This window comes from Flavobacterium sp., assembly GCF_027531705.1.
Taxonomy (GTDB): domain Bacteria; phylum Bacteroidota; class Bacteroidia; order Flavobacteriales; family Flavobacteriaceae; genus Flavobacterium.
The window spans coordinates 174233-192254 of the sequence record NZ_JAPZSP010000018.1 but is presented as its reverse complement, the minus strand read 5'-3'; the positions used below and the strand labels follow the sequence as shown (position 1 = coordinate 192254).

The window sequence follows — 18022 nt, the reverse complement described above, 5'->3', positions numbered from 1 at the left end:
AGTCTCTCAAGAGGCTTTTTTTTTGTTTAAATTTGCATACCATTTAAAAAAATTAAATAACAAACCCAATTATGAGTTTCATAAATAGCATACTAAAGGTTTTTGTGGGCGATAAGTCACAAAAAGATGTAAAAGCACTACAAGGAAATATTACTAAAGTTAAATCGTTTGAAACGGCTTTAGCTGCTTTGTCTAACGATGAACTAAGAGCTAAAACGCAGTATTTCAAAGATAAAATCAAACAAGCACGTTCTGAAAAAGACAACAAAATTGACGCGCTTAAGCTTGAAGTCGAACAAATCGAAGACATCGACAAAAGAGAAGATATTTACGCAACAATCGATTCTTTAGAAAAAGAAGCTTACGAAATTTCAGAAAAAACTTTAAATGAAATTCTACCTGAAGCATTTGCTGTTGTAAAAGAAACCGCAAGACGTTTCAAAGAAAATACATCTGTTAGAGTTAAAGCAACTCCAAGAGATAGAGAATTTTCAGCAACCAAAAGCTATGTTGAATTGGAAGGAGACGATGCAATCTGGGCAAACACATGGAATGCTGCTGGAAAACAAATCACTTGGGACATGATTCACTATGATGTTCAGTTAATAGGTGGAATGGTTTTACACGGTGGAAAAATTTCCGAAATGCAAACAGGTGAAGGTAAAACCTTAGTGGCAACTTTACCTTTATACCTTAACGCTCTAACAGGAAATGGTGTGCACTTGGTAACTGTAAATGATTACCTAGCAAAACGTGATAGCGCTTGGAAAGCACCATTATTTGAATTCCACGGTTTAACAGTTGATTGTATCGATAATCATTCGCCAAATACTGCCGAACGTAAAAAAGCTTACGATTCAGATATCACTTACGGAACCAATAACGAGTTTGGTTTTGATTACCTAAGAGATAACATGGCACATTCACCATCAGAATTGGTGCAAAGAAAACACAATTTCGCTATTGTCGATGAGGTCGATTCGGTATTAATTGACGATGCAAGAACACCGTTGATTATTTCTGGACCAGTGCCACAAGGTGACCGTCACGAATTTAATGAATTAAAACCAAAAATCGAAAATTTAGTAAGTCTTCAAAAAAATATAGCCAACGGATTTTTAACAGAAGCCAAACGATTAATCAAAGAAGGAAATACCAAAGATGGTGGTTTCAATCTTTTGAGAGCTTACAGAAGTATGCCAAAAAATAAAGCTTTGATTAAATTTTTAAGTGAAGAAGGAATCAAGCAATTACTTCAAAAAACCGAGAATCAATATATGCAAGACAATAATCGCGATATGCACCTTATTGACGAAGCGTTGTATTTTGTTATAGAAGAAAAAAATAACCAAGTTGAATTAACAGATAATGGTATCAAATATCTTTCTGGCGATACCGATTCAACCTTTTTCTTGCTTCCAGATATTGGTTCTGAAATTGCTCGTATCGAAAAAATGAATCTTGAAAAAGATGCCGAAGCCGAAGAAAAAGAAAAATTATTCCAAGATTTCGCTGTTAAAAGTGAACGTATTCATACACTTACACAGTTGCTAAAAGCTTACACACTTTTTGAAAAAGATGTGGAGTATGTAATTATGGACGATAAAATTCTTATTGTAGATGAGCAAACAGGACGTATCATGGATGGGCGTCGTTATTCTGACGGTTTGCACCAAGCAATTGAAGCAAAAGAAAATGTAAAAATTGAAGCTGCAACACAAACATTTGCTACAATTACGCTTCAAAATTATTTCAGAATGTACTCTAAACTAGCTGGTATGACAGGTACTGCTGTAACCGAAGCTGGTGAGTTATGGGAAATCTATAAATTGGATGTGGTTGAAATTCCAACTAACAGACCAATGGCTCGTAAAGACAAAGAAGATTTAATCTATAAAACAACACGTGAAAAATTCAATGCTGTAATTGAAGATGTAACACAATTATCGCAAGCAGGAAGACCAGTATTGATTGGAACAACTTCGGTTGAAATCTCTGAATTATTGAGCCGAATGTTGAAAATGAGAGGTGTTGTTCACAACGTTTTGAATGCAAAAATGCACAAGCAAGAAGCACAAATCGTTGAAGAAGCTGGTAAAGCAGGTGTTGTAACGATTGCAACCAATATGGCGGGTCGTGGTACCGATATCAAACTTTCTCCAGAAGTAAAAGCAGCTGGTGGATTGGCAATTGTGGGTACAGAACGTCATGATTCTCGTCGTGTTGACCGTCAGTTACGTGGTCGAGCGGGTCGTCAAGGTGATCCTGGAAGTTCACAATTTTATGTGTCTTTAGAAGACAACTTGATGCGTCTTTTTGGTTCAGAAAGAGTGGCCAAAGTAATGGATAGAATGGGATTGAAAGAAGGTGAAGTAATTCAGCATTCAATGATGACCAAGTCTATCGAACGTGCTCAGAAAAAAGTAGAAGAAAACAATTTCGGTACTCGTAAAAGATTATTAGAATATGATGACGTAATGAACGCGCAACGTGAAGTGGTTTACAAACGTCGTCGTCACGCTTTACACGGTGAAAGATTGAAATTAGACATCGTAAACATGCTTTATGATACTTGCGAATTAATTGTAAGTGAAAACAAAGCTAAAAATGATTTCAAAAATTACGAATTTGAATTAATTCGCTATTTCTCAATAACTTCTCCAATAACTGAAAGTGATTTTGCTAAACTAAATGAACTTGAAATAACAGGAAAAGTTTATAAAGCAGCCTTGCAATATTATACTGAAAAAACAGAACGTTCAGCAAGAGAAGCGTTGCCAATTATTAGTAATGTTTACGAAAATCCAAACAACCAATTTGAAAGAATTATTGTTCCTTTTTCTGATGGTGCAAAAACATTAAATGTTGTTACCGATTTGAAAAAAGCATACGATTCTCAAGGAAAACAATTAGTAGCCGATTTCGAAAAAAATATCACATTAGCAATTGTTGACGAAGCTTGGAAAAAACATTTACGCAAAATGGACGAATTGAAACAATCGGTTCAATTAGCCGTTCATGAGCAAAAAGATCCTTTGCTTATCTACAAATTTGAAGCGTTTAATTTGTTTAGTTCTATGTTGAATGGTGTGAACAAAGAAGTGATTTCATTCTTGTTCAAAGGAGATTTGCCACAACAAGTAACTTCAAACATTCAAGAAGCTAGAGAAGAAGTTCGTAAAAAAGAAGAATATACAACTTCTAAAGACGAAATTCCAAACAGTGATGAAGCAGCGGCTCAAAACCGTGAAGCTGGACAAACACAACAACGTCAAGTTACTGAGACAATCGTTCGTGATGCACCAAAAATCAACAGAAATGATACAGTTACAATAAAACACGTTTTAAGTGGTAAAACAGAAACCATGAAGTACAAAAAAGCCGAAAGCATGCTAGCAAATGGCGAGTGGGTTGTAGTGAATGAATAAGTAAATTTTTAAAAATCCTAAAAGTAAAATTTTAGGATTTTTTTTATAAAAACGAATGATATGAAAACTAAACTAATTTCCAGCCTTATTATTGTATTTGTTTCATTACAAATGTATTCTCAAACTATTGAACCATTAAAAGTTGAGGTTGAAAAAATTTATCAATCAACTGTTGTTTTAGATTATGATGCAATATTAGATTCAACTTATCCAAGAGTTTTTGAAATATTTCCAAAGGAACAAATGAAAGAAGTTTTAATGTCAACTTTCAATGGAGCAGAAGGAATTAAAGTAAAACTTTTGCCAACGCCACCAGAATTTTCATTTGGAGAAATTTTCAAAATTGACAAACAATCTTTTTGCCTAGTTGATCATAATTTAGCAATGCAATTAACTTTGGATGAAGAAGTGGAAGATTCTGAAATGATGATTTCAATTTTCAAAAGTGCAATGGAAACTGAAAAAGTAACTTTTGACAAAGAAACTAATTCTTTTACAATTCATAAAAGATCTACCATGATTGGTATTTATGATGATTTTACTGCAAATTCTTGGAAGTTTTTAAATAAAGATAAAAACAATGTTCTTGCCAATAAATTATTAAGTGAAAAAGTTATAAAGCAACTTGGCTTATAGAAATTTGATCTTAGTTTAAATATTATACGAACTTCTTATGTAATCAACTATCTTTGTCGGCTTTTTAAAATTTAAGAATAATGTCAAAAAATAGTTTATTAAAAGGAGTTTTCCTTGTCGGTCTTGGAGCTACTAGTTATGGAATGTTAGCTACGTTTGTAAAATTAGCTTACGATGAAGGATTTACTACTGCTGAAGTTACTTCGTCTCAATTTATTTTGGGAATTTTAGGAGTTTTTATAATCAATGTTTTTCAGAAATATAGAACTGATCAAGTTGTAGAAAAAGCTTCATCAAAAAATATTTTTCATTTAATGCTTGCCGGAACATCACTTGGTATGACAAGTGTTTTTTATTACTTATGTGTAAAATATATTGATGTTTCTATAGCTATTGTTTTACTTATGCAAACCGTTTGGATGGGTGTTTTGCTCGAATGGTTTATTGAAAAAAGAAAGCCATCCAATCAAAAAATCATTTCCGTATTAATTGTTTTAGTTGGAACAATTTTAGCAACAAATCTAATTAATAATCAAATTACTATTGATTGGCGTGGTATTTTATGGGGAATGTTAGCTGCAGCTTCTTTTACAACTACTATGTTTACTGCTAATAAAGTTGCACTTGGAATTTCGTCTGCTCAGAGAAGTTTATATATGCTTCTTGGTGGTGCAATTATTGTTTTTGGATTTGGAATTTTTACACAAACCACTCCTTATGATTATTCCATATTTTTAAAATGGGGAATTTTTTTAGCGCTTTTTGGCACAATTATTCCGCCTTTATTGATGAATGCTGGTTTTCCAATAACAGGAATTGGCCTTGGAAGTATTGTTTCTGCTCTTGAACTACCTGTTTCGGTCTTAATGGCTTATCTTATTTTAAATGAAAATGTTGTTTTTTTACAATGGATTGGAATTATTCTTATTATTATAGCAATAGTAATTATGAATGTAAAATTTAAAAAATAATTCAATTTTTTTATTTTTCTTAAAATAATCACAATTTTTTTATAAGTTCGTATTTAATTAACTTAAATATTTAATTATGAAAAAACTTTTTGCAGAATTTTTCGGAACGTATTGGCTTGTACTTGGTGGTTGCGGAAGTGCCGTTTTTGCTGCCGGAATTCCAGATTTAGGAATCGGATTTGTTGGTGTTTCACTAGCTTTCGGACTTACTGTATTGACAATGGCTTATGCTGTTGGGCATCTATCAGGCGGACATTTTAATCCTGCCGTTTCTGTCGGACTTTGGGCTGGAGGAAAGTTTAAGGCTAAAGATTTGGCGCCTTATATTCTTTCGCAATGTGCTGGAGCTTTTTTAGCAGCAACAACTTTATTCTTTATTTTGTCAGGAAAAGCAGGTTTTGCTATTGATAATACAAAAGCTGGAGCATTTGCTTCAAACGGATTTGGTGCTTTTTCTCCAGAAGGTTATTCAATGGAAGCTTGTTTTGTTGCAGAATTTGTATTGACAATGATGTTTTTAATCATCATTTTAGGAGCAACAGATAAGTTTGCACATGGTAAATTTGCTGGAATAGCAATTGGTTTGGCATTGACTTTAATTCACCTTATAAGTATTCCAATAACGAATACATCAGTAAATCCTGCTCGTTCATTATCACAAGCATTGTATGTTGGTGGTGAACCTTTGTCACAAGTTTGGTTGTTTTGGGTTGCTCCAATAGCAGGTGCATTAGTTGGTGGATTTATTCATAAGTTTGTTCTTGAAGATAAAAATAAAGACTAAAAACTCAAAATATAATTCAGAACCGTTCGTTAATTCGAGCGGTTTTTTTATTTTTGGAATATGAATTTATTATTTCCTCAAGAAAAAATTGTTTTCGATTTACCAGATGCCGAAATTGAGTATCATCCTTCGTTATTCAATTCTGAAAAATCTAAGGAGCTATTCGAATTACTCAAAAATGAAATTCCTTGGCAACACGATGAAATAACGGTTTATGGGAAAAAGCATCTTCAACCAAGATTAACTTCGCTTTTTGGAAATGATGGAAAGCCTTATGGTTATTCTAATATTATAATGCAACCCAACCGCTGGAATCCTTTATTGATGTTCATCAAAAATGAAGTTGAAAGTATTTGCAATGAAAATTTCACAACTGTCTTACTAAATTATTATCGAGATGGAAAAGACAGTAATGGTTGGCATGCCGATAATGAGAAAGAATTAGGTAGAAACCCGATAATTGCATCGGTTAGTTTTGGTACTGAACGAGTTTTTCAGTTAAAACATAATACAACCAATCAAAGACAAAATATCAATCTTGAAAACGGAAGTTTATTAATAATGAAAGGAACAACACAGCATTTTTGGAAGCATCAAATTCCGAAAAGCTCTAAAGAAATAGGAGCAAGGATTAACCTTACTTTTAGAATTATAAAATAAATTTTTAAAAATTTCGACCAAAATTAAAAAGTAATTATTTTTTTTCTTAATATTGGTATATAAATTGATTATAGAATAAGAATTAACATTAAAATTGTGCTTTTCGACTAATGAAAAAAAGTAAAAGAGTAGAACTTGATAACGAACAGTTAGAACGAGTTATAAGTATGGCTCAAGAGGAAAAAAAGCCTTTTGAAGTTTTAAAAGCTGAGTTTGGTATTACCGAAAATGAAGTAACTGAACTATTGCGCAAAAGATTGTCTAAAGAAAATTTTGAGCTTTGGAAAAAAAAGGTTGCCGCAAGTAAACCCAAACCTAAGCCAGCAGTCGAAGATGATTTTGATGATTTAGATGGTAAATATTATATGAAAAATAAATTTGATTAAAAATTTAACTCTTGTTCAGCAAGAGTTTTTTTATGTAATAAAAATTGTCAAACTTTATATTTTTCATTTCTTTGCGACTTATTAAAATTATAAAATGAAAAAACAGTTAATCATTCTTGCAGTAGTATTTTCAATCTTTTCTTGTAGTAAAAATGAAGGCAATTTACACCTAACAGGAAACATTAAAGGGTTAAATAAAGGAACACTTTATATTCAAAAAATAGTTGATTCACTTTTGGTGCCAATTGACACTATAAAAATTGATGGGAAGTCTGATTTTGAAAGCCATTTAACAATTGATTCTCCCGAGATGTATTATCTTTTTTTAGATAGAGGCGTAACCAATTCGTTGGATAATAACATTCCATTTTTTGCAGAAGCAGGAGAGATTTCGATACAAACTTCTCTAGAAAATTATCTTTCGGATGCCAAAATTACAGGTTCTAAAAACCATGATAAATTTGAAGAATACAAATTAGTAAATTCAAGATATACTGATAAAAATTTAGATTTAGTTCAGATGCAATTTAAAGCTTATCAGGATAAAAAGTATGCACAAGCCGACAGTGTTGCCAAAGAACAAGATTTGGTAACTAAAAGACGTTATTTGTATGCTGTAAATTTTGCCTTGAATAATAAAGATTATGAAGTTGCTCCATTTATAGCGTTATCTGAAATTCCAGATGTTAATTTGAAGTATTTAGATACTATACAAAAAATGATGACACCTAAAGTTGCAAAATCTATGTATGGAAAAAAGTTGAAAGATTTTTATAACGAAAGAAGAAAAGTAGAGAAATAATAGAATATTCTTAAAGCAAAAAAACCATAAGTTATTATCTTATGGTTTTTTTGTATAAAAAAAAGAGAAAACTTTCGTTTTCTCTTTTTGAGCCGGCGGAGGGACTCGAACCCACGACCTGCTGATTACAAATCAGCTGCTCTAGCCAACTGAGCTACGCTGGCGACTCATTTCGAGTGCAAATATAAAGTTGAATTTTAAATATCCAAAATAAAATGCAACTTTTTTTATGCTTTTTTTTATTGTAAACTGTTGATTTTTTCAACCAATTGATTTGCAGCTTGTTCTAATTCTAAACCAATTTGTTTGAAATGTGCTTTTTTGTTTTCAACTTTTTTAGCATTTACTTTTAAGATTAAACTATCAAAAGTTGTGATTGCTTCATCAATTACAGCATTGCTCTCAGGAGTTGGTTTTCCAGTAGTAGCCATTTCATATAAGTAAACCGCTTCTATAATATCACCTAAAACAAAATTGATATCTTTTTTTAAATTTTTAACACTTGGCATTTTCTTCTATTTTTTAAAATTTGATGCAAAATTACACATAATCTTTCTAATAAAGGTTAAGAAATGTATATTTCTAACAAAGAGGCTTTTCCATCAATTTCAAATAAAGCCATTTCTGCTGGAATTAAAACCGTATCACCTGTTTTGTACTGATAACTTTCTCCTTTATATTCTAATTCAAAATTGCCTTCAACACACATATAAACTGTAAATGATTTTTTGTCTTTTTCAACTTCAATTTTTCCATCAAGTGGAATGAAATTGGTCGTAAAATAAGGACAATTTACCATTTCGTTAGAAGAATTTACAACTTTAGAATATTCTTTTTGAGCTTCAACTACATTATAGTTTATGGCATCTAAAGCTAAATCGACATGTAATTCGCGTGTATTTCCATGAGCGTCAACTCTATCAAAATCATATAATCTATAAGTAATGTCAGAAGTTTGTTGAATTTCGGCAATTACTGTTCCAGCTCCAATGGCATGAACAGTTCCAGTTTCGAGGAAAAAAACATCTCCTTTTTTTACTTTTTTAGTATCTAAAATATCAATTATTGTTTTGTTTTCAAGACTTTTTAAATATTCATTTGGTGAAGATTTTTCTTTGAAACCAACTATTAGTCGAGCATTTTCATCAGCTTGCATGACATACCACATTTCGGTTTTACCAAACGAATTATGACGTTTAGCTGCCAATTCATCATTAGGATGAACTTGAATTGATAAATCCTCACGAGCATCAAGATATTTGAAAAGTAATGGAAATTGTTTTCCAAATTGCTCATAAACTTTTGTTCCTAAAACTTCATTTGGAAATTCAGAAATGATTTCGTTTAATGATTTTCCTTTAAAAAAACCATTGGAAATAACACTAACATCGTTTTCTACAGTAGAAATTTCCCAACTTTCTCCAGTGATTTCAGAAGAAATAGGTTTGTTTAAATAGGTTTTTAGCTTGGTTCCGCCCCAAATTCTGTCTTTTAGAATAGGCTGGAATTGTAGTGGATATAAATTCATTTAATTTAATTTATTGCAAAAATGAAAAAAAAATATTTAAGATTTAATTAATTTCGGCGGATTAATTGATTAAATAAGTTTAATGACCGAAACATATAGATGAATAGTTGCTATATTTTTTAAGTATTGACAATGCTTTTTCTATATGGATTTCGGCAGACATACTATTGAAAATTAGTAGAATGGTTCCGTTTTTATCAGTCACAAAAGTTTCTCGTCCAGGAATTACAAGCAAATTATTTTGAACTCCAAAAAGTTTTCTTATTTTTTTATCATTATCAGAAAGTAATATGAAAGGCAAGTTGAATTTACTTTTAAACTGAATATGTGACCTAACACTATCTGAGCTTATTCCAATAACTTCTGCTCCTAAATCTTTAAAATCTTGATAATTATCTCTAAAACTGCAAGCTTGTGTTGTACAACCCGGCGTATTGTCTTTTGGGTAAAAGTAAATTACAAGTGGTTGTTTGCCTAGGTAATCTTGACTGTCAAAAAGATTTCCGTTGGTATCTTTTGCGGTAAAGTTTGGAATTTTATCACCAATTTTTAATGCCATTTTAGTTGCCTTTATAGGTTACAAAGTTACGAGGTGTTTCATAAAGAGTTATTTCTAGTTCTTTATTAGAATCAATATAAGTTCTTAATTTATTCCATATTACTACTGCAATGTTTTCGGCAGTTGGGTTTAAATCTGCAAAATCGGGAACATCAAGATTCAAATTTTTATGATCAAAAGCGTTTTCTATGTGTTCTTTAATTAAATCTGAAAGTATTTTCACGTCGATTACAAAACCAGTTTCTTGGTCAATTTCGCCAGTAACCGAAACGATTAATTCGTAATTGTGTCCGTGAAAGTTTGGATTGTTGCATTTTCCAAAAACGGCATCATTTCGTTCCATAGTCCAATCTTTTCGATACAATCGATGTGCTGCATTAAAGTGTGCTTTTCTTGAAACTGTTACTTTCATTTTTTGGATTTTGGAATTTAAAAATTGGAATTTATAACTTGTGTTCTTCTAAATAATGATAAAATTCGTCAAAGATAATTTTAAACCAAACTGTATAAATATCAGGATTTTGAATCATATCTTCTTTAATATCTTCAATCTTCATCCATTTCCAGCTTTCAACTTCTTCACAATTTATATTGGGTTCTTCGTTGGAATAACCAATCATAACATGGTCGAGTTCATGTTCGGTCAAACCGTTGTCAAAAGGTGCTTTGTAAATAAAATGAAACAACTCTTTCAATTCAGTTTTGAACCCCATTTCTTCATACAAACGACGTTTTCCAGCTTCAATATTGGTTTCGCCAGCACGCTGATGACTACAACAAGTATTGGTCCACAACAATGGCGAATGGTATTTGTGATGCGCACGTTGTTGTAGCATGACTTCGTTTTTATCGTTTAAAACAAAAACTGAAAACGCACGATGCAAAACCGCTTTTTCGTGCGCTTCGAGTTTATTCATCAAACCAATTGGTTCGTCTTTTTCGTTGACTAATATGACTTGTTCTTCCTTCATAAAATTTTTATACTTGTCAAAAATACGAAAAAATATATCCTTACATAATTATGACAATCAAACAACCGTTAAACTTTCCTTAATTGATGATAATTTGTAATCTGTATGACATTTTACATCGTATATCTAATGTAAATTTGCAGTATAATTTAAACTTATTATAATGAAAAAGCTTTTAAATTGTTTAATGATTGTACAATTGTTTATATTTAATGCTTGTGGCCAATCAACTAAAAAATCTGAATCAAAAAACATGGAAAACGTAATTAGCAAACCTGAAAATCCTTATTACTCTAATACAGACACAACCAAGTTGAATGTGTCAAACACTGAATGGAAAAAGATTTTGTCACCCAATTTATATGCAGTTGCACGTGAAGCCGATACCGAAAGAGCTTTTACTGGAACAATGTGGAATTCTGAAACCAAAGGAACCTATTATTGTGCAACTTGTGGAAATAAACTTTTTAAATCAGATCAAAAATTTACTAGCAGTTGTGGTTGGCCAAGTTTTTTTGAACAAGAAAATAAAAACAGTATCACTTTCAAAGATGATAATTCGTATGGAATGCGAAGAATTGAAGCCAATTGTGGCAGATGTGATTCACATTTAGGACATTTGTTTGATGATGGTCCGCAGCCAACAGGAAAAAGATATTGTATGAACGCCATTTCGTTAGATTTTGTTCCTGATGCAATTGCAACCAACAAATCAAATCTCGAGACCATAGTTTTAGGTGGCGGATGTTATTGGTGCGTGGAAGCAGTTTATGAAAACCTACAAGGTGTTGAGAAAGTTGTTTCAGGTTTTGCTGGCGGAAATGTTGAAAATCCTAGTTATGAACAAGTTTGTTCTGGTACAACTGGTGCTGCAGAAGTAGTTGAAATTACGTATGATAAAACCAAAACCAATTTGGATGAAATTTTCAAAGTGTTTTTTACCGTTCATGATCCAACAACTTTGAATAGACAAGGAGCAGATGTTGGAACGCAATATCGCTCGGTGATTTTTTATGAAAATGAAGAACAGAAAAAAGCAGCTCAAAGTATTATTGATGAATTGAATAATTCTAAAGTGTATGCTTCAAAAATAGTTACAACTTTGGAACCGTTCGTGAAATTTTATAAAGCAAAATCAGATCATCAAAACTATTATAACAACAATAAAAACCAGCCATATTGCCAAATGGTGATTCAACCAAAAATCGAAAAATTTGAAAAGGTTTTTAAAGATAGGTTGAAGAAATAATTCTATAATTTATCTATTTTAACATCAATAATTTGAGCCAGTTCTAAAATTCGGTTAACGTCTTTTATATTGGCTACAAAGAACAAATAGTTGTCACCTTGAGTATCAAAACTCAATAGCTCTAATTCTGATTTTGCTAATTCTTTTTGAATGTATGGAAATAAATCGTGACTGTAAGTTTCCTCAGGATATTCAAAGGTAAAATCTTGTTCAATCATTTCAGAAATAAAGTATGCTGCATCTTCTGGATCAAATTTCCAGTCGCTATTCCAGCAGTTTACATTTTCTAAAAATTCGTAATTATCTTCAAAGAAATTATCATCTTCTGATGGTTTTTTGTACAAGCCAAACATTTTTTTGGCTTGTTTTTTTATGATTTTTTCATCAATTTTATGTCGAGTAATCAAATTTAACAATTCTTCAAAATGATTCTGGGTTACTTCTTCAGGTAATAAATTTGTTGCAGAAATAGTTTCTGGTAATTCAATTTTCAAATGTTGGCAAACTCCAATCAAGACTGTTTCAAAATCTTTGAATGCTTTTTCTTCAATTTCATTTTCCGGAGTATTATTTTCGATAAATTTTGTATCGAGTAAATTTCTAATAAAAAAGGTAAAGTAGCGATTGTTTGAATACAAAAGTCTAAATCCATTTGTCTCTGAACTTCCTTCTTCACAACAAAAAAAGAGGATAAAATTTTGTAAAATATTTTTTGAAGTAGAGTTTACTCCGATTATATCACTGTAAAATTGAATATGGATAAAATCTATTGGATAATCTTCATCAATTAACTCCTGCGAAATGGGGTCGATATTTATTTTTGCATAAAGTTCATTCAAAACTTCATAAATAGTGGTAAAGCCACAACTTTTGACTTCACTTTTACTTTTTGGATTATCAAATGATTCTGGAAAATTATAGCGATTGATGTAAATTTTATCAAAAAAACCTTTTAGTTTAAAATTGACACTTGAGTTTTCATAATATAAATAAGAATATATCTCATTCAAAAATTCAAACGAAAGTACCGATTGATTTTCAGTTGATTTATTCTTGAATAATTTAGAAAAGAATTTTTTCATTATAAATAATTATTTTAAAACTTCTGCGATTTTTAGAGCACATTTTTCACCATCAATAGCTGCCGAAATAATTCCACCAGCATAACCTGCACCTTCTCCACAAGGATACAAACCTTTTATTTGAACGTGTTCTAGAGTTTCGTTATCTCTTGGAATTCTCACTGGCGACGAAGTTCTGCTTTCTGGCGCATGAAGAATGGCCTCGTTAGTCATATAACCACGCATCGATTTTCCAAATTCGATAAAACCTTCACGCATTATTTGAGTTAAAAATCCCGGAAAAACTTGTCCAATTTCTACAGAAGTTGTTCCAGGAACATAAGATGTTTTCGGAATTGATGTTGAAATTTTATTTTGTGTAAAATCGACCATTCGTTGTGCAGGCACTTTTTGGGTTTCTCCTGCCAAATGCCATGCTTTTTGCTCAATTGATTTTTGAAATTCCATTCCGGCAAGTGCTCCAAATTTGGCAAAAGGTTTGAAATCTTCCAATTTTAATTCGACTACAATTCCTGAATTTGCCGTGCTTTGGTCACGTTTAGATGGCGACCAACCATTGGTAACAACTTCGCCAGGACTAGTAGCACAAGGAGCAATTACGCCACCTGGGCACATGCAAAACGAATACATGCCACGACCATTAACTTGTTTTACAATCGAGTAGGGTGCAGGCGGTAAATAATCACCTCGAAAATCACACGAATATTGAATTTTGTCTATCAATTCCTGTGGATGCTCAGCTCGAACGCCTAATGCAAATGGTTTTGCTTCGATAAAAATTTTCTTTCTATCTAATAATTCAAAAATATCTCTAGCTGAATGTCCTGTGGCAAGAATGACTTTATTTGCAGAAATTATATCGCCTTTTTGAGTAGTAATTCCTTGAATTTCGTTGTTTTTTATAATAAAATCTGTTACACGAGTTTCAAACAAAACTTGTCCGCCACATTCTATAATTTTCTCACGAATATCTTGAATAATTTGAGGTAATTTGTTGGTTCCAATGTGAGGATGTGCTTCAATCAAAATATCTTCAGAAGCTCCAAAACCTACTAATAATTGTAGAATTCTATCAACATCGCCACGTTTTTTGGAACGAGTGTATAATTTTCCATCAGAATAAGTTCCTGCTCCGCCTTCGCCAAAACAATAATTGGAATCTTCGTTTACTATATGTTCAACATTTATGGCTTTTAAATCTCTACGGCGACCACGAACATCTTTTCCTCTTTCTAGTACAATTGGTTTTAAACCTAGTTCAATCAATTGCAATGCTGCAAAAAGCCCTGCTGGTCCAGCACCAACGATAATTACTTCTTGCGAATTGGAAACATTTTTATAATCTGGAAGTTCAATTTTTTGTTCAACAACAGTTTCATCTTTAAAGAAAACAGTTCCTTTTATGTTGAATTTTATAGCTTTTTGACGTGCATCAATTGAACGTTTTAAAACCACAACCTTTTGAATTTCTTTTACAGAAATATGAAACAACTTCGCAACATGTTCATTGAGTAATGATTCGTTGTGAGCAATTTCAGGAGTGACTTGAGTTTGAATTTCGCGAGGCATAAATTGATTTTTGGCAAAAGTAAGCATTTGAAATTATTTTTTTTCTTCAAATGCTCTTAAAGCAAATGAAGCTAACCAATGTTCGCCTTCATAATTTCCATCTACAATTGAAGGTAATGAAAAGTTTAAATGGTAATCGGCTACTTTTTTGAGATGTGAAAATTCTTTTGGGTATTGATTTAGTAAATAATAAAGATTCCAAGCTCTGCTAAAATTCAATCCATCAAGGTGTACAAGATGACCATCTGTTCTGTCAGAAACCTTAGCAACTTCTATATTGAAATTTTTATTAAATAGTTTTGGAGCAAACTTTTTTAGCCAAATAAAAAATTCTTTTTTAGATAAAACACGTTGCATTATGGCTATTTCTTCAAAACATGGAGAAAGAAAATCGGTTCCGCTTGGTTCCCAAGAGAAAGGGCAATTTTCATCTGTAAAATACATTCTTCTCGCGTTTATTTTTAGAGTATTTTGAAATTCAGTATTGTTAGAAAAAACTGCATAATCCCATGCATGAGTTAATCCGAAAGCTGAATTGGAATGTGTTCCTACTCGTATTGGATATAATAATTTGGGTAAAAATTCTGTATATCTTTTAATAATTAATGTTGTTAAAGGTTTTAAGTTTTGAGCTAGTTCTTTAGCAAATGGCTCATTATAGGTTTCTAGTTCCAATTGCAATTTTAGAATCCAGTTCCAACCATAAGTTCGTTCAAATGATTTTTCGTGTGGTTTATTTAGATAATCAATTTCAGATTGAATATTTTGTTTAGATAAATTTGTTTTTAGTTTCTGAATGATTTCTTCTCTTTTTTCTAACAAAGGAAATTTCTTTAGCAAAAAAACCAAACTCCAATGTCCATGAACAGAAGAGTGCCAATCAAAGCAGCCATAAAAAGTGGGATGAAGTGCTTTAGGCGATTTTATTTCTGTGCTATCAATCAGCATTTGACCTAACTTATTAGGATATTCTTGTTGTAAACATTTTAATGGTAATGAAGCAAGATGATTAGCTTGATTAATAGTTAATTCCTGAGAAAAAGTTTGTAAATTGAATAAAAGAGAAAGAATTATAACTATGTGTTTCATGATCTATTTTTTTTCAAATATAACTTTTATTCAATAAAAAAGGGCTTAGTGCGAACCAAACCCTTTGAAAATTTATGCTAAATTCTTTTAGTTTTTCACAAACTTATAATTCAATACATTTTTATTCATTTCAATTTTCACAAAATAAACACCATTTTGTAATTCAGAAACAGAAATTGAATTGGAAACAGATTTCAATTCTTTTATCAAATCACCTTTTACAGAATAAATTGAAATAGCAGTAATTTGTTCATTTGTTTTATTTTCAATATTTAAAATATTGGAAGCTGGATTTGGAAAAATTGAAATATTATTTTTCAATGCAAAATCTTGATTAGAAAGTGCACTGTTTTCTAAGAAATTTGGAATTCCATCACCATCAGCATCGTCATCCATTGGGTTGTAGTTTCCGTTTGCGTCTTCATTTATTGTTAAGATTCCATCACCATCATCGTCATTATCTAAGTAATTTGGAATTGAATCGCCATCACTATCTAACGAATTTGTATTTCTTGGGAAAACATATTCTTCTGAAGTTAAAACTAAATCACCATCATCGTCATTATCGGCAAAATTGTAAAGACCATCAGCATCTGTGTCGTCATTTGCAAGATTTGTATCTTGGTTTACATCTTCGTTAGCAGTTGGAACTCCATCAAAATCATAATCAAATTCACAACTTAATGCAGCAAGATTTACATTTATTGTTGCTGTAGTACCTAATATTCTGCCATATATAGTTTGGATATATGCCGTTGTATTGGTGAAGTTTAAAGGTAATGGATTTGTCATACTGTCCGCATCAGCTTGAGTAGCATAAAAATCTAAACCAGCATTCAAATCGTTTTGGACTACTGCAAGATTAAATTCTTCAAAACCGTCAACACCTGCGTCGCATTTTACAAAATTGTAAACGGAATTTAAAACGGTTTGTGGCTTAAAACGCCAGCCTTCATGAAAAGCTGACCATGAACTTGTATTTCTATTTGGAGCCGCAATTGCATCGTTACCAGCAAGATTTATTAATCCTGTGACACAGTTTCCGTTGTTCCACGCCGTACAAGCTTGTTTGTCTATTAATTGAACATCGATAATATTTGTAGTTTCATTCAAAATCATTTGAAATGAACTTTTGCTAGTGGAGCATGAACCAAAATGTGAATTGTTATTGTAAAAAACAACAAATTTTCTATAAGGTGCATTTCCTGAAACTCCGTAAGTTATTGATCCTTGCGCATTACTATTGTTCATGTCATGAAATGCTCCAAGAATAGAATTTTTTACAGGGAAATTAACGTTAGGAATTGTTTGATTAAAACTCCAAGGAGAACCAAGTCCAGCACTTGAGGCTCTAAAGTCGATATATCCATTTGTGCTGATTACAACTTGGTTATATGTTTCCTCATAAAATTCAAAATTAAATGGTAATGTAATTAATTGAGAATTTATATCATCAACAGTAGCTAAAACAGCTAAACTTCCAGAATATTGTTGAAAAGGAATTGGATTTACGGTGTAGCTTTGAGAAACTCCTTTAAAAGAAAAGAATGCAACTAACGCTAAAAGAATGTATTTTTGTTTCATAATTATGGTTTTTATAGTTTTAACAAAAATATAAAAATTAATTAAATAATTGATTTTTAGATTATTATTTATAAAAAATGTCAAGAAAAATAAAACTTATATGGGATTTTAGAGGTCAAGATGCAGCAAGAATTGCTGAACATCATGAAATTCATCTAAAAGAATTTATTGCAATAGAAAAATTTCCAATGGATATAACTGGTTTTGAAATTGTAAACGAACTGTATGCAATTGCTTATATGGTTGTAACTGATGAAAATATGATTCAAGTTCGGGATGCTCTAAAACCACATAGAGGTGAAGTTTATAGTTAATCTAAATCCATTTTGTAATCAGAGAATATATATGTGTCATCTTTTTTTCCTAAAAGCACCACACTTTTAAAGCTTACTACCATAGGATTATCTATTGTGTACTTGTAGATATCAATGTTTTTTGAACTTGTTGATTGTTCAAAAAATTCTCCATCTTTTGTCCACCATTTTCCTTTTTCAGTAAATGTTGTTATTTCACAATCTTGTTTTGATGTAAACATAATTACATATGTTCCATTTTCAAATCGTTGTTGAATCCAATGTTTTTCTAAACCTTCATATTGTTTATCTACTTCAAAGCCTTTCCAAATTCCGACTAAACGTTTATCATGTTCTTTTTCACCAATTGTTACAAAGCTCAGTAATGAAAACAATGAAACTATAATTGTTAAAGGAATAATTTTTCTCAT

19 protein-coding genes and 1 tRNA gene are annotated in these 18022 nt (G+C 31.4%); 9 read left to right on the top strand and 11 right to left on the bottom strand.

Annotation, left to right across the window (positions count from 1 at the left end; translation table 11 throughout):
- Window positions 1-71: 71 nt before the first annotated feature.
- The 7 genes from secA to O9267_RS06585 all read left to right on the top strand — a co-directional run bounded on the left by secA (window position 72) and on the right by O9267_RS06585 (window position 7667).
- On the top strand, window positions 72-3428 hold the full coding sequence (secA, locus tag O9267_RS06615; protein WP_298177385.1) for a preprotein translocase subunit SecA: 3357 nt from the start codon (window positions 72-74) through the stop codon (window positions 3426-3428).
- A gap of 60 nt (window positions 3429-3488) precedes the next feature.
- Window positions 3489-4064, top strand: coding sequence for a hypothetical protein (locus O9267_RS06610; RefSeq protein WP_298177383.1), 576 nt, complete (start codon window positions 3489-3491; stop codon window positions 4062-4064).
- A gap of 80 nt (window positions 4065-4144) precedes the next feature.
- A complete protein-coding gene (locus O9267_RS06605) occupies window positions 4145-5035 on the top strand; it encodes a DMT family transporter (protein ID WP_298177381.1) in 891 nt (296 codons plus the stop codon).
- A gap of 76 nt (window positions 5036-5111) precedes the next feature.
- Window positions 5112-5819, top strand: a complete 708-nt coding sequence (gene aqpZ / locus O9267_RS06600) for an aquaporin Z (protein ID WP_298177379.1) — start codon at window positions 5112-5114, stop codon at window positions 5817-5819.
- A 60-nt stretch (window positions 5820-5879) separates the two neighbouring features.
- Window positions 5880-6479 carry an alpha-ketoglutarate-dependent dioxygenase AlkB gene (locus O9267_RS06595; protein ID WP_298177374.1) on the top strand — a complete coding sequence of 200 codons (600 nt, stop codon included), beginning with the start codon at window positions 5880-5882 and terminating at the stop codon, window positions 6477-6479.
- 110 nt (window positions 6480-6589) lie between these two features.
- Window positions 6590-6865 (top strand): TIGR03643 family protein, encoded by a 276-nt coding sequence (locus O9267_RS06590; RefSeq protein ID WP_298177372.1) that lies wholly within the window; start codon window positions 6590-6592, stop codon window positions 6863-6865.
- Between the two features lie 94 nt (window positions 6866-6959).
- Complete coding sequence (locus tag O9267_RS06585; RefSeq protein WP_298177370.1) at window positions 6960-7667, top strand: DUF4369 domain-containing protein; 708 nt, start codon at window positions 6960-6962, stop codon at window positions 7665-7667.
- Window positions 7668-7757: 90 nt separating this feature from the next.
- Here the strand turns inward: O9267_RS06585 and O9267_RS06580 are convergent.
- The 6 genes from O9267_RS06580 to idi form a co-directional block, all read right to left on the bottom strand.
- A tRNA-Thr gene (locus O9267_RS06580) sits at window positions 7758-7831 on the bottom strand.
- A 75-nt stretch (window positions 7832-7906) separates the two neighbouring features.
- Window positions 7907-8176, bottom strand: a complete 270-nt coding sequence (locus tag O9267_RS06575; RefSeq protein ID WP_298177368.1) for a hypothetical protein — start codon at window positions 8174-8176, stop codon at window positions 7907-7909.
- A gap of 56 nt (window positions 8177-8232) precedes the next feature.
- A complete protein-coding gene (locus tag O9267_RS06570) occupies window positions 8233-9195 on the bottom strand; it encodes a type I phosphomannose isomerase catalytic subunit (RefSeq protein WP_298177366.1) in 963 nt (320 codons plus the stop codon).
- 79 nt (window positions 9196-9274) lie between these two features.
- Window positions 9275-9754: a peroxiredoxin gene (locus O9267_RS06565; protein WP_298177364.1), complete on the bottom strand. Its 480-nt coding sequence runs from the start codon at window positions 9752-9754 to the stop codon at window positions 9275-9277.
- Window position 9755: 1 nt separating this feature from the next.
- On the bottom strand, window positions 9756-10166 hold the full coding sequence (locus O9267_RS06560; protein ID WP_298177362.1) for a 6-carboxytetrahydropterin synthase: 411 nt from the start codon (window positions 10164-10166) through the stop codon (window positions 9756-9758).
- 31 nt (window positions 10167-10197) lie between these two features.
- On the bottom strand, window positions 10198-10725 hold the full coding sequence (gene idi / locus O9267_RS06555; RefSeq protein WP_298177360.1) for an isopentenyl-diphosphate Delta-isomerase: 528 nt from the start codon (window positions 10723-10725) through the stop codon (window positions 10198-10200).
- 253 nt (window positions 10726-10978) lie between these two features.
- Here idi and O9267_RS06550 point away from each other — a divergent pair, with 253 nt between their 5' ends.
- Window positions 10979-11974 carry a bifunctional methionine sulfoxide reductase B/A protein gene (locus O9267_RS06550; RefSeq protein WP_298177358.1) on the top strand — a complete coding sequence of 332 codons (996 nt, stop codon included), beginning with the start codon at window positions 10979-10981 and terminating at the stop codon, window positions 11972-11974.
- A gap of 2 nt (window positions 11975-11976) precedes the next feature.
- Here O9267_RS06550 and O9267_RS06545 read toward each other — a convergent pair whose 3' ends face one another.
- The 4 genes from O9267_RS06545 to O9267_RS06530 all read right to left on the bottom strand — a co-directional run bounded on the left by O9267_RS06545 (window position 11977) and on the right by O9267_RS06530 (window position 17298).
- A complete protein-coding gene (locus O9267_RS06545) occupies window positions 11977-13056 on the bottom strand; it encodes a hypothetical protein (RefSeq protein ID WP_298177356.1) in 1080 nt (359 codons plus the stop codon).
- Window positions 13057-13065: 9 nt separating this feature from the next.
- Entirely contained in the window at window positions 13066-14625 is a 1560-nt protein-coding gene (locus O9267_RS06540) for an FAD-dependent protein (RefSeq protein ID WP_298177726.1), read from the bottom strand.
- A 33-nt stretch (window positions 14626-14658) separates the two neighbouring features.
- Window positions 14659-15714, bottom strand: coding sequence for a DUF2891 domain-containing protein (locus tag O9267_RS06535; protein ID WP_298177354.1), 1056 nt, complete (start codon window positions 15712-15714; stop codon window positions 14659-14661).
- Window positions 15715-15801: 87 nt separating this feature from the next.
- Window positions 15802-17298, bottom strand: a complete 1497-nt coding sequence (locus O9267_RS06530) for a T9SS type A sorting domain-containing protein (RefSeq protein WP_298177352.1) — start codon at window positions 17296-17298, stop codon at window positions 15802-15804.
- 77 nt (window positions 17299-17375) lie between these two features.
- Here O9267_RS06530 and O9267_RS06525 point away from each other — a divergent pair, with 77 nt between their 5' ends.
- Window positions 17376-17612: a hypothetical protein gene (locus O9267_RS06525; RefSeq protein WP_298177350.1), complete on the top strand. Its 237-nt coding sequence runs from the start codon at window positions 17376-17378 to the stop codon at window positions 17610-17612.
- On the opposite strand, the gene O9267_RS06520 is transcribed toward O9267_RS06525, so the two are convergent.
- Complete coding sequence (locus O9267_RS06520; protein WP_298177348.1) at window positions 17609-18022, bottom strand: hypothetical protein; 414 nt, start codon at window positions 18020-18022, stop codon at window positions 17609-17611. The two genes, O9267_RS06525 and O9267_RS06520, sit on opposite strands and share 4 nt — an antisense overlap.

Bases quoted from the DNA above. Each gene is read 5' to 3' on its own strand.
- secA (WP_298177385.1), top strand. From the start codon at position 72: ATGAGTTTCATAAATAGCATACTAAAGGTTTTTGTGGGCGATAAGTCA.
- O9267_RS06610 (WP_298177383.1), top strand. From the start codon at position 3,489: ATGAAAACTAAACTAATTTCCAGCCTTATTATTGTATTTGTTTCATTA.
- O9267_RS06605 (WP_298177381.1), top strand. From the start codon at position 4,145: ATGTCAAAAAATAGTTTATTAAAAGGAGTTTTCCTTGTCGGTCTTGGA.
- aqpZ (WP_298177379.1), top strand. From the start codon at position 5,112: ATGAAAAAACTTTTTGCAGAATTTTTCGGAACGTATTGGCTTGTACTT.
- O9267_RS06595 (WP_298177374.1), top strand. From the start codon at position 5,880: ATGAATTTATTATTTCCTCAAGAAAAAATTGTTTTCGATTTACCAGAT.
- O9267_RS06590 (WP_298177372.1), top strand. From the start codon at position 6,590: ATGAAAAAAAGTAAAAGAGTAGAACTTGATAACGAACAGTTAGAACGA.
- O9267_RS06585 (WP_298177370.1), top strand. From the start codon at position 6,960: ATGAAAAAACAGTTAATCATTCTTGCAGTAGTATTTTCAATCTTTTCT.
- O9267_RS06575 (WP_298177368.1), bottom strand. From the start codon at position 8,176: ATGCCAAGTGTTAAAAATTTAAAAAAAGATATCAATTTTGTTTTAGGT.
- O9267_RS06570 (WP_298177366.1), bottom strand. From the start codon at position 9,195: ATGAATTTATATCCACTACAATTCCAGCCTATTCTAAAAGACAGAATT.
- O9267_RS06565 (WP_298177364.1), bottom strand. From the start codon at position 9,754: ATGGCATTAAAAATTGGTGATAAAATTCCAAACTTTACCGCAAAAGAT.
- O9267_RS06560 (WP_298177362.1), bottom strand. From the start codon at position 10,166: ATGAAAGTAACAGTTTCAAGAAAAGCACACTTTAATGCAGCACATCGA.
- idi (WP_298177360.1), bottom strand. From the start codon at position 10,725: ATGAAGGAAGAACAAGTCATATTAGTCAACGAAAAAGACGAACCAATT.
- O9267_RS06550 (WP_298177358.1), top strand. From the start codon at position 10,979: ATGGAAAACGTAATTAGCAAACCTGAAAATCCTTATTACTCTAATACA.
- O9267_RS06545 (WP_298177356.1), bottom strand. From the start codon at position 13,056: ATGAAAAAATTCTTTTCTAAATTATTCAAGAATAAATCAACTGAAAAT.
- O9267_RS06540 (WP_298177726.1), bottom strand. From the start codon at position 14,625: ATGCCTCGCGAAATTCAAACTCAAGTCACTCCTGAAATTGCTCACAAC.
- O9267_RS06535 (WP_298177354.1), bottom strand. From the start codon at position 15,714: ATGAAACACATAGTTATAATTCTTTCTCTTTTATTCAATTTACAAACT.
- O9267_RS06530 (WP_298177352.1), bottom strand. From the start codon at position 17,298: ATGAAACAAAAATACATTCTTTTAGCGTTAGTTGCATTCTTTTCTTTT.
- O9267_RS06525 (WP_298177350.1), top strand. From the start codon at position 17,376: ATGTCAAGAAAAATAAAACTTATATGGGATTTTAGAGGTCAAGATGCA.
- O9267_RS06520 (WP_298177348.1), bottom strand. From the start codon at position 18,022: ATGAGAAAAATTATTCCTTTAACAATTATAGTTTCATTGTTTTCATTA.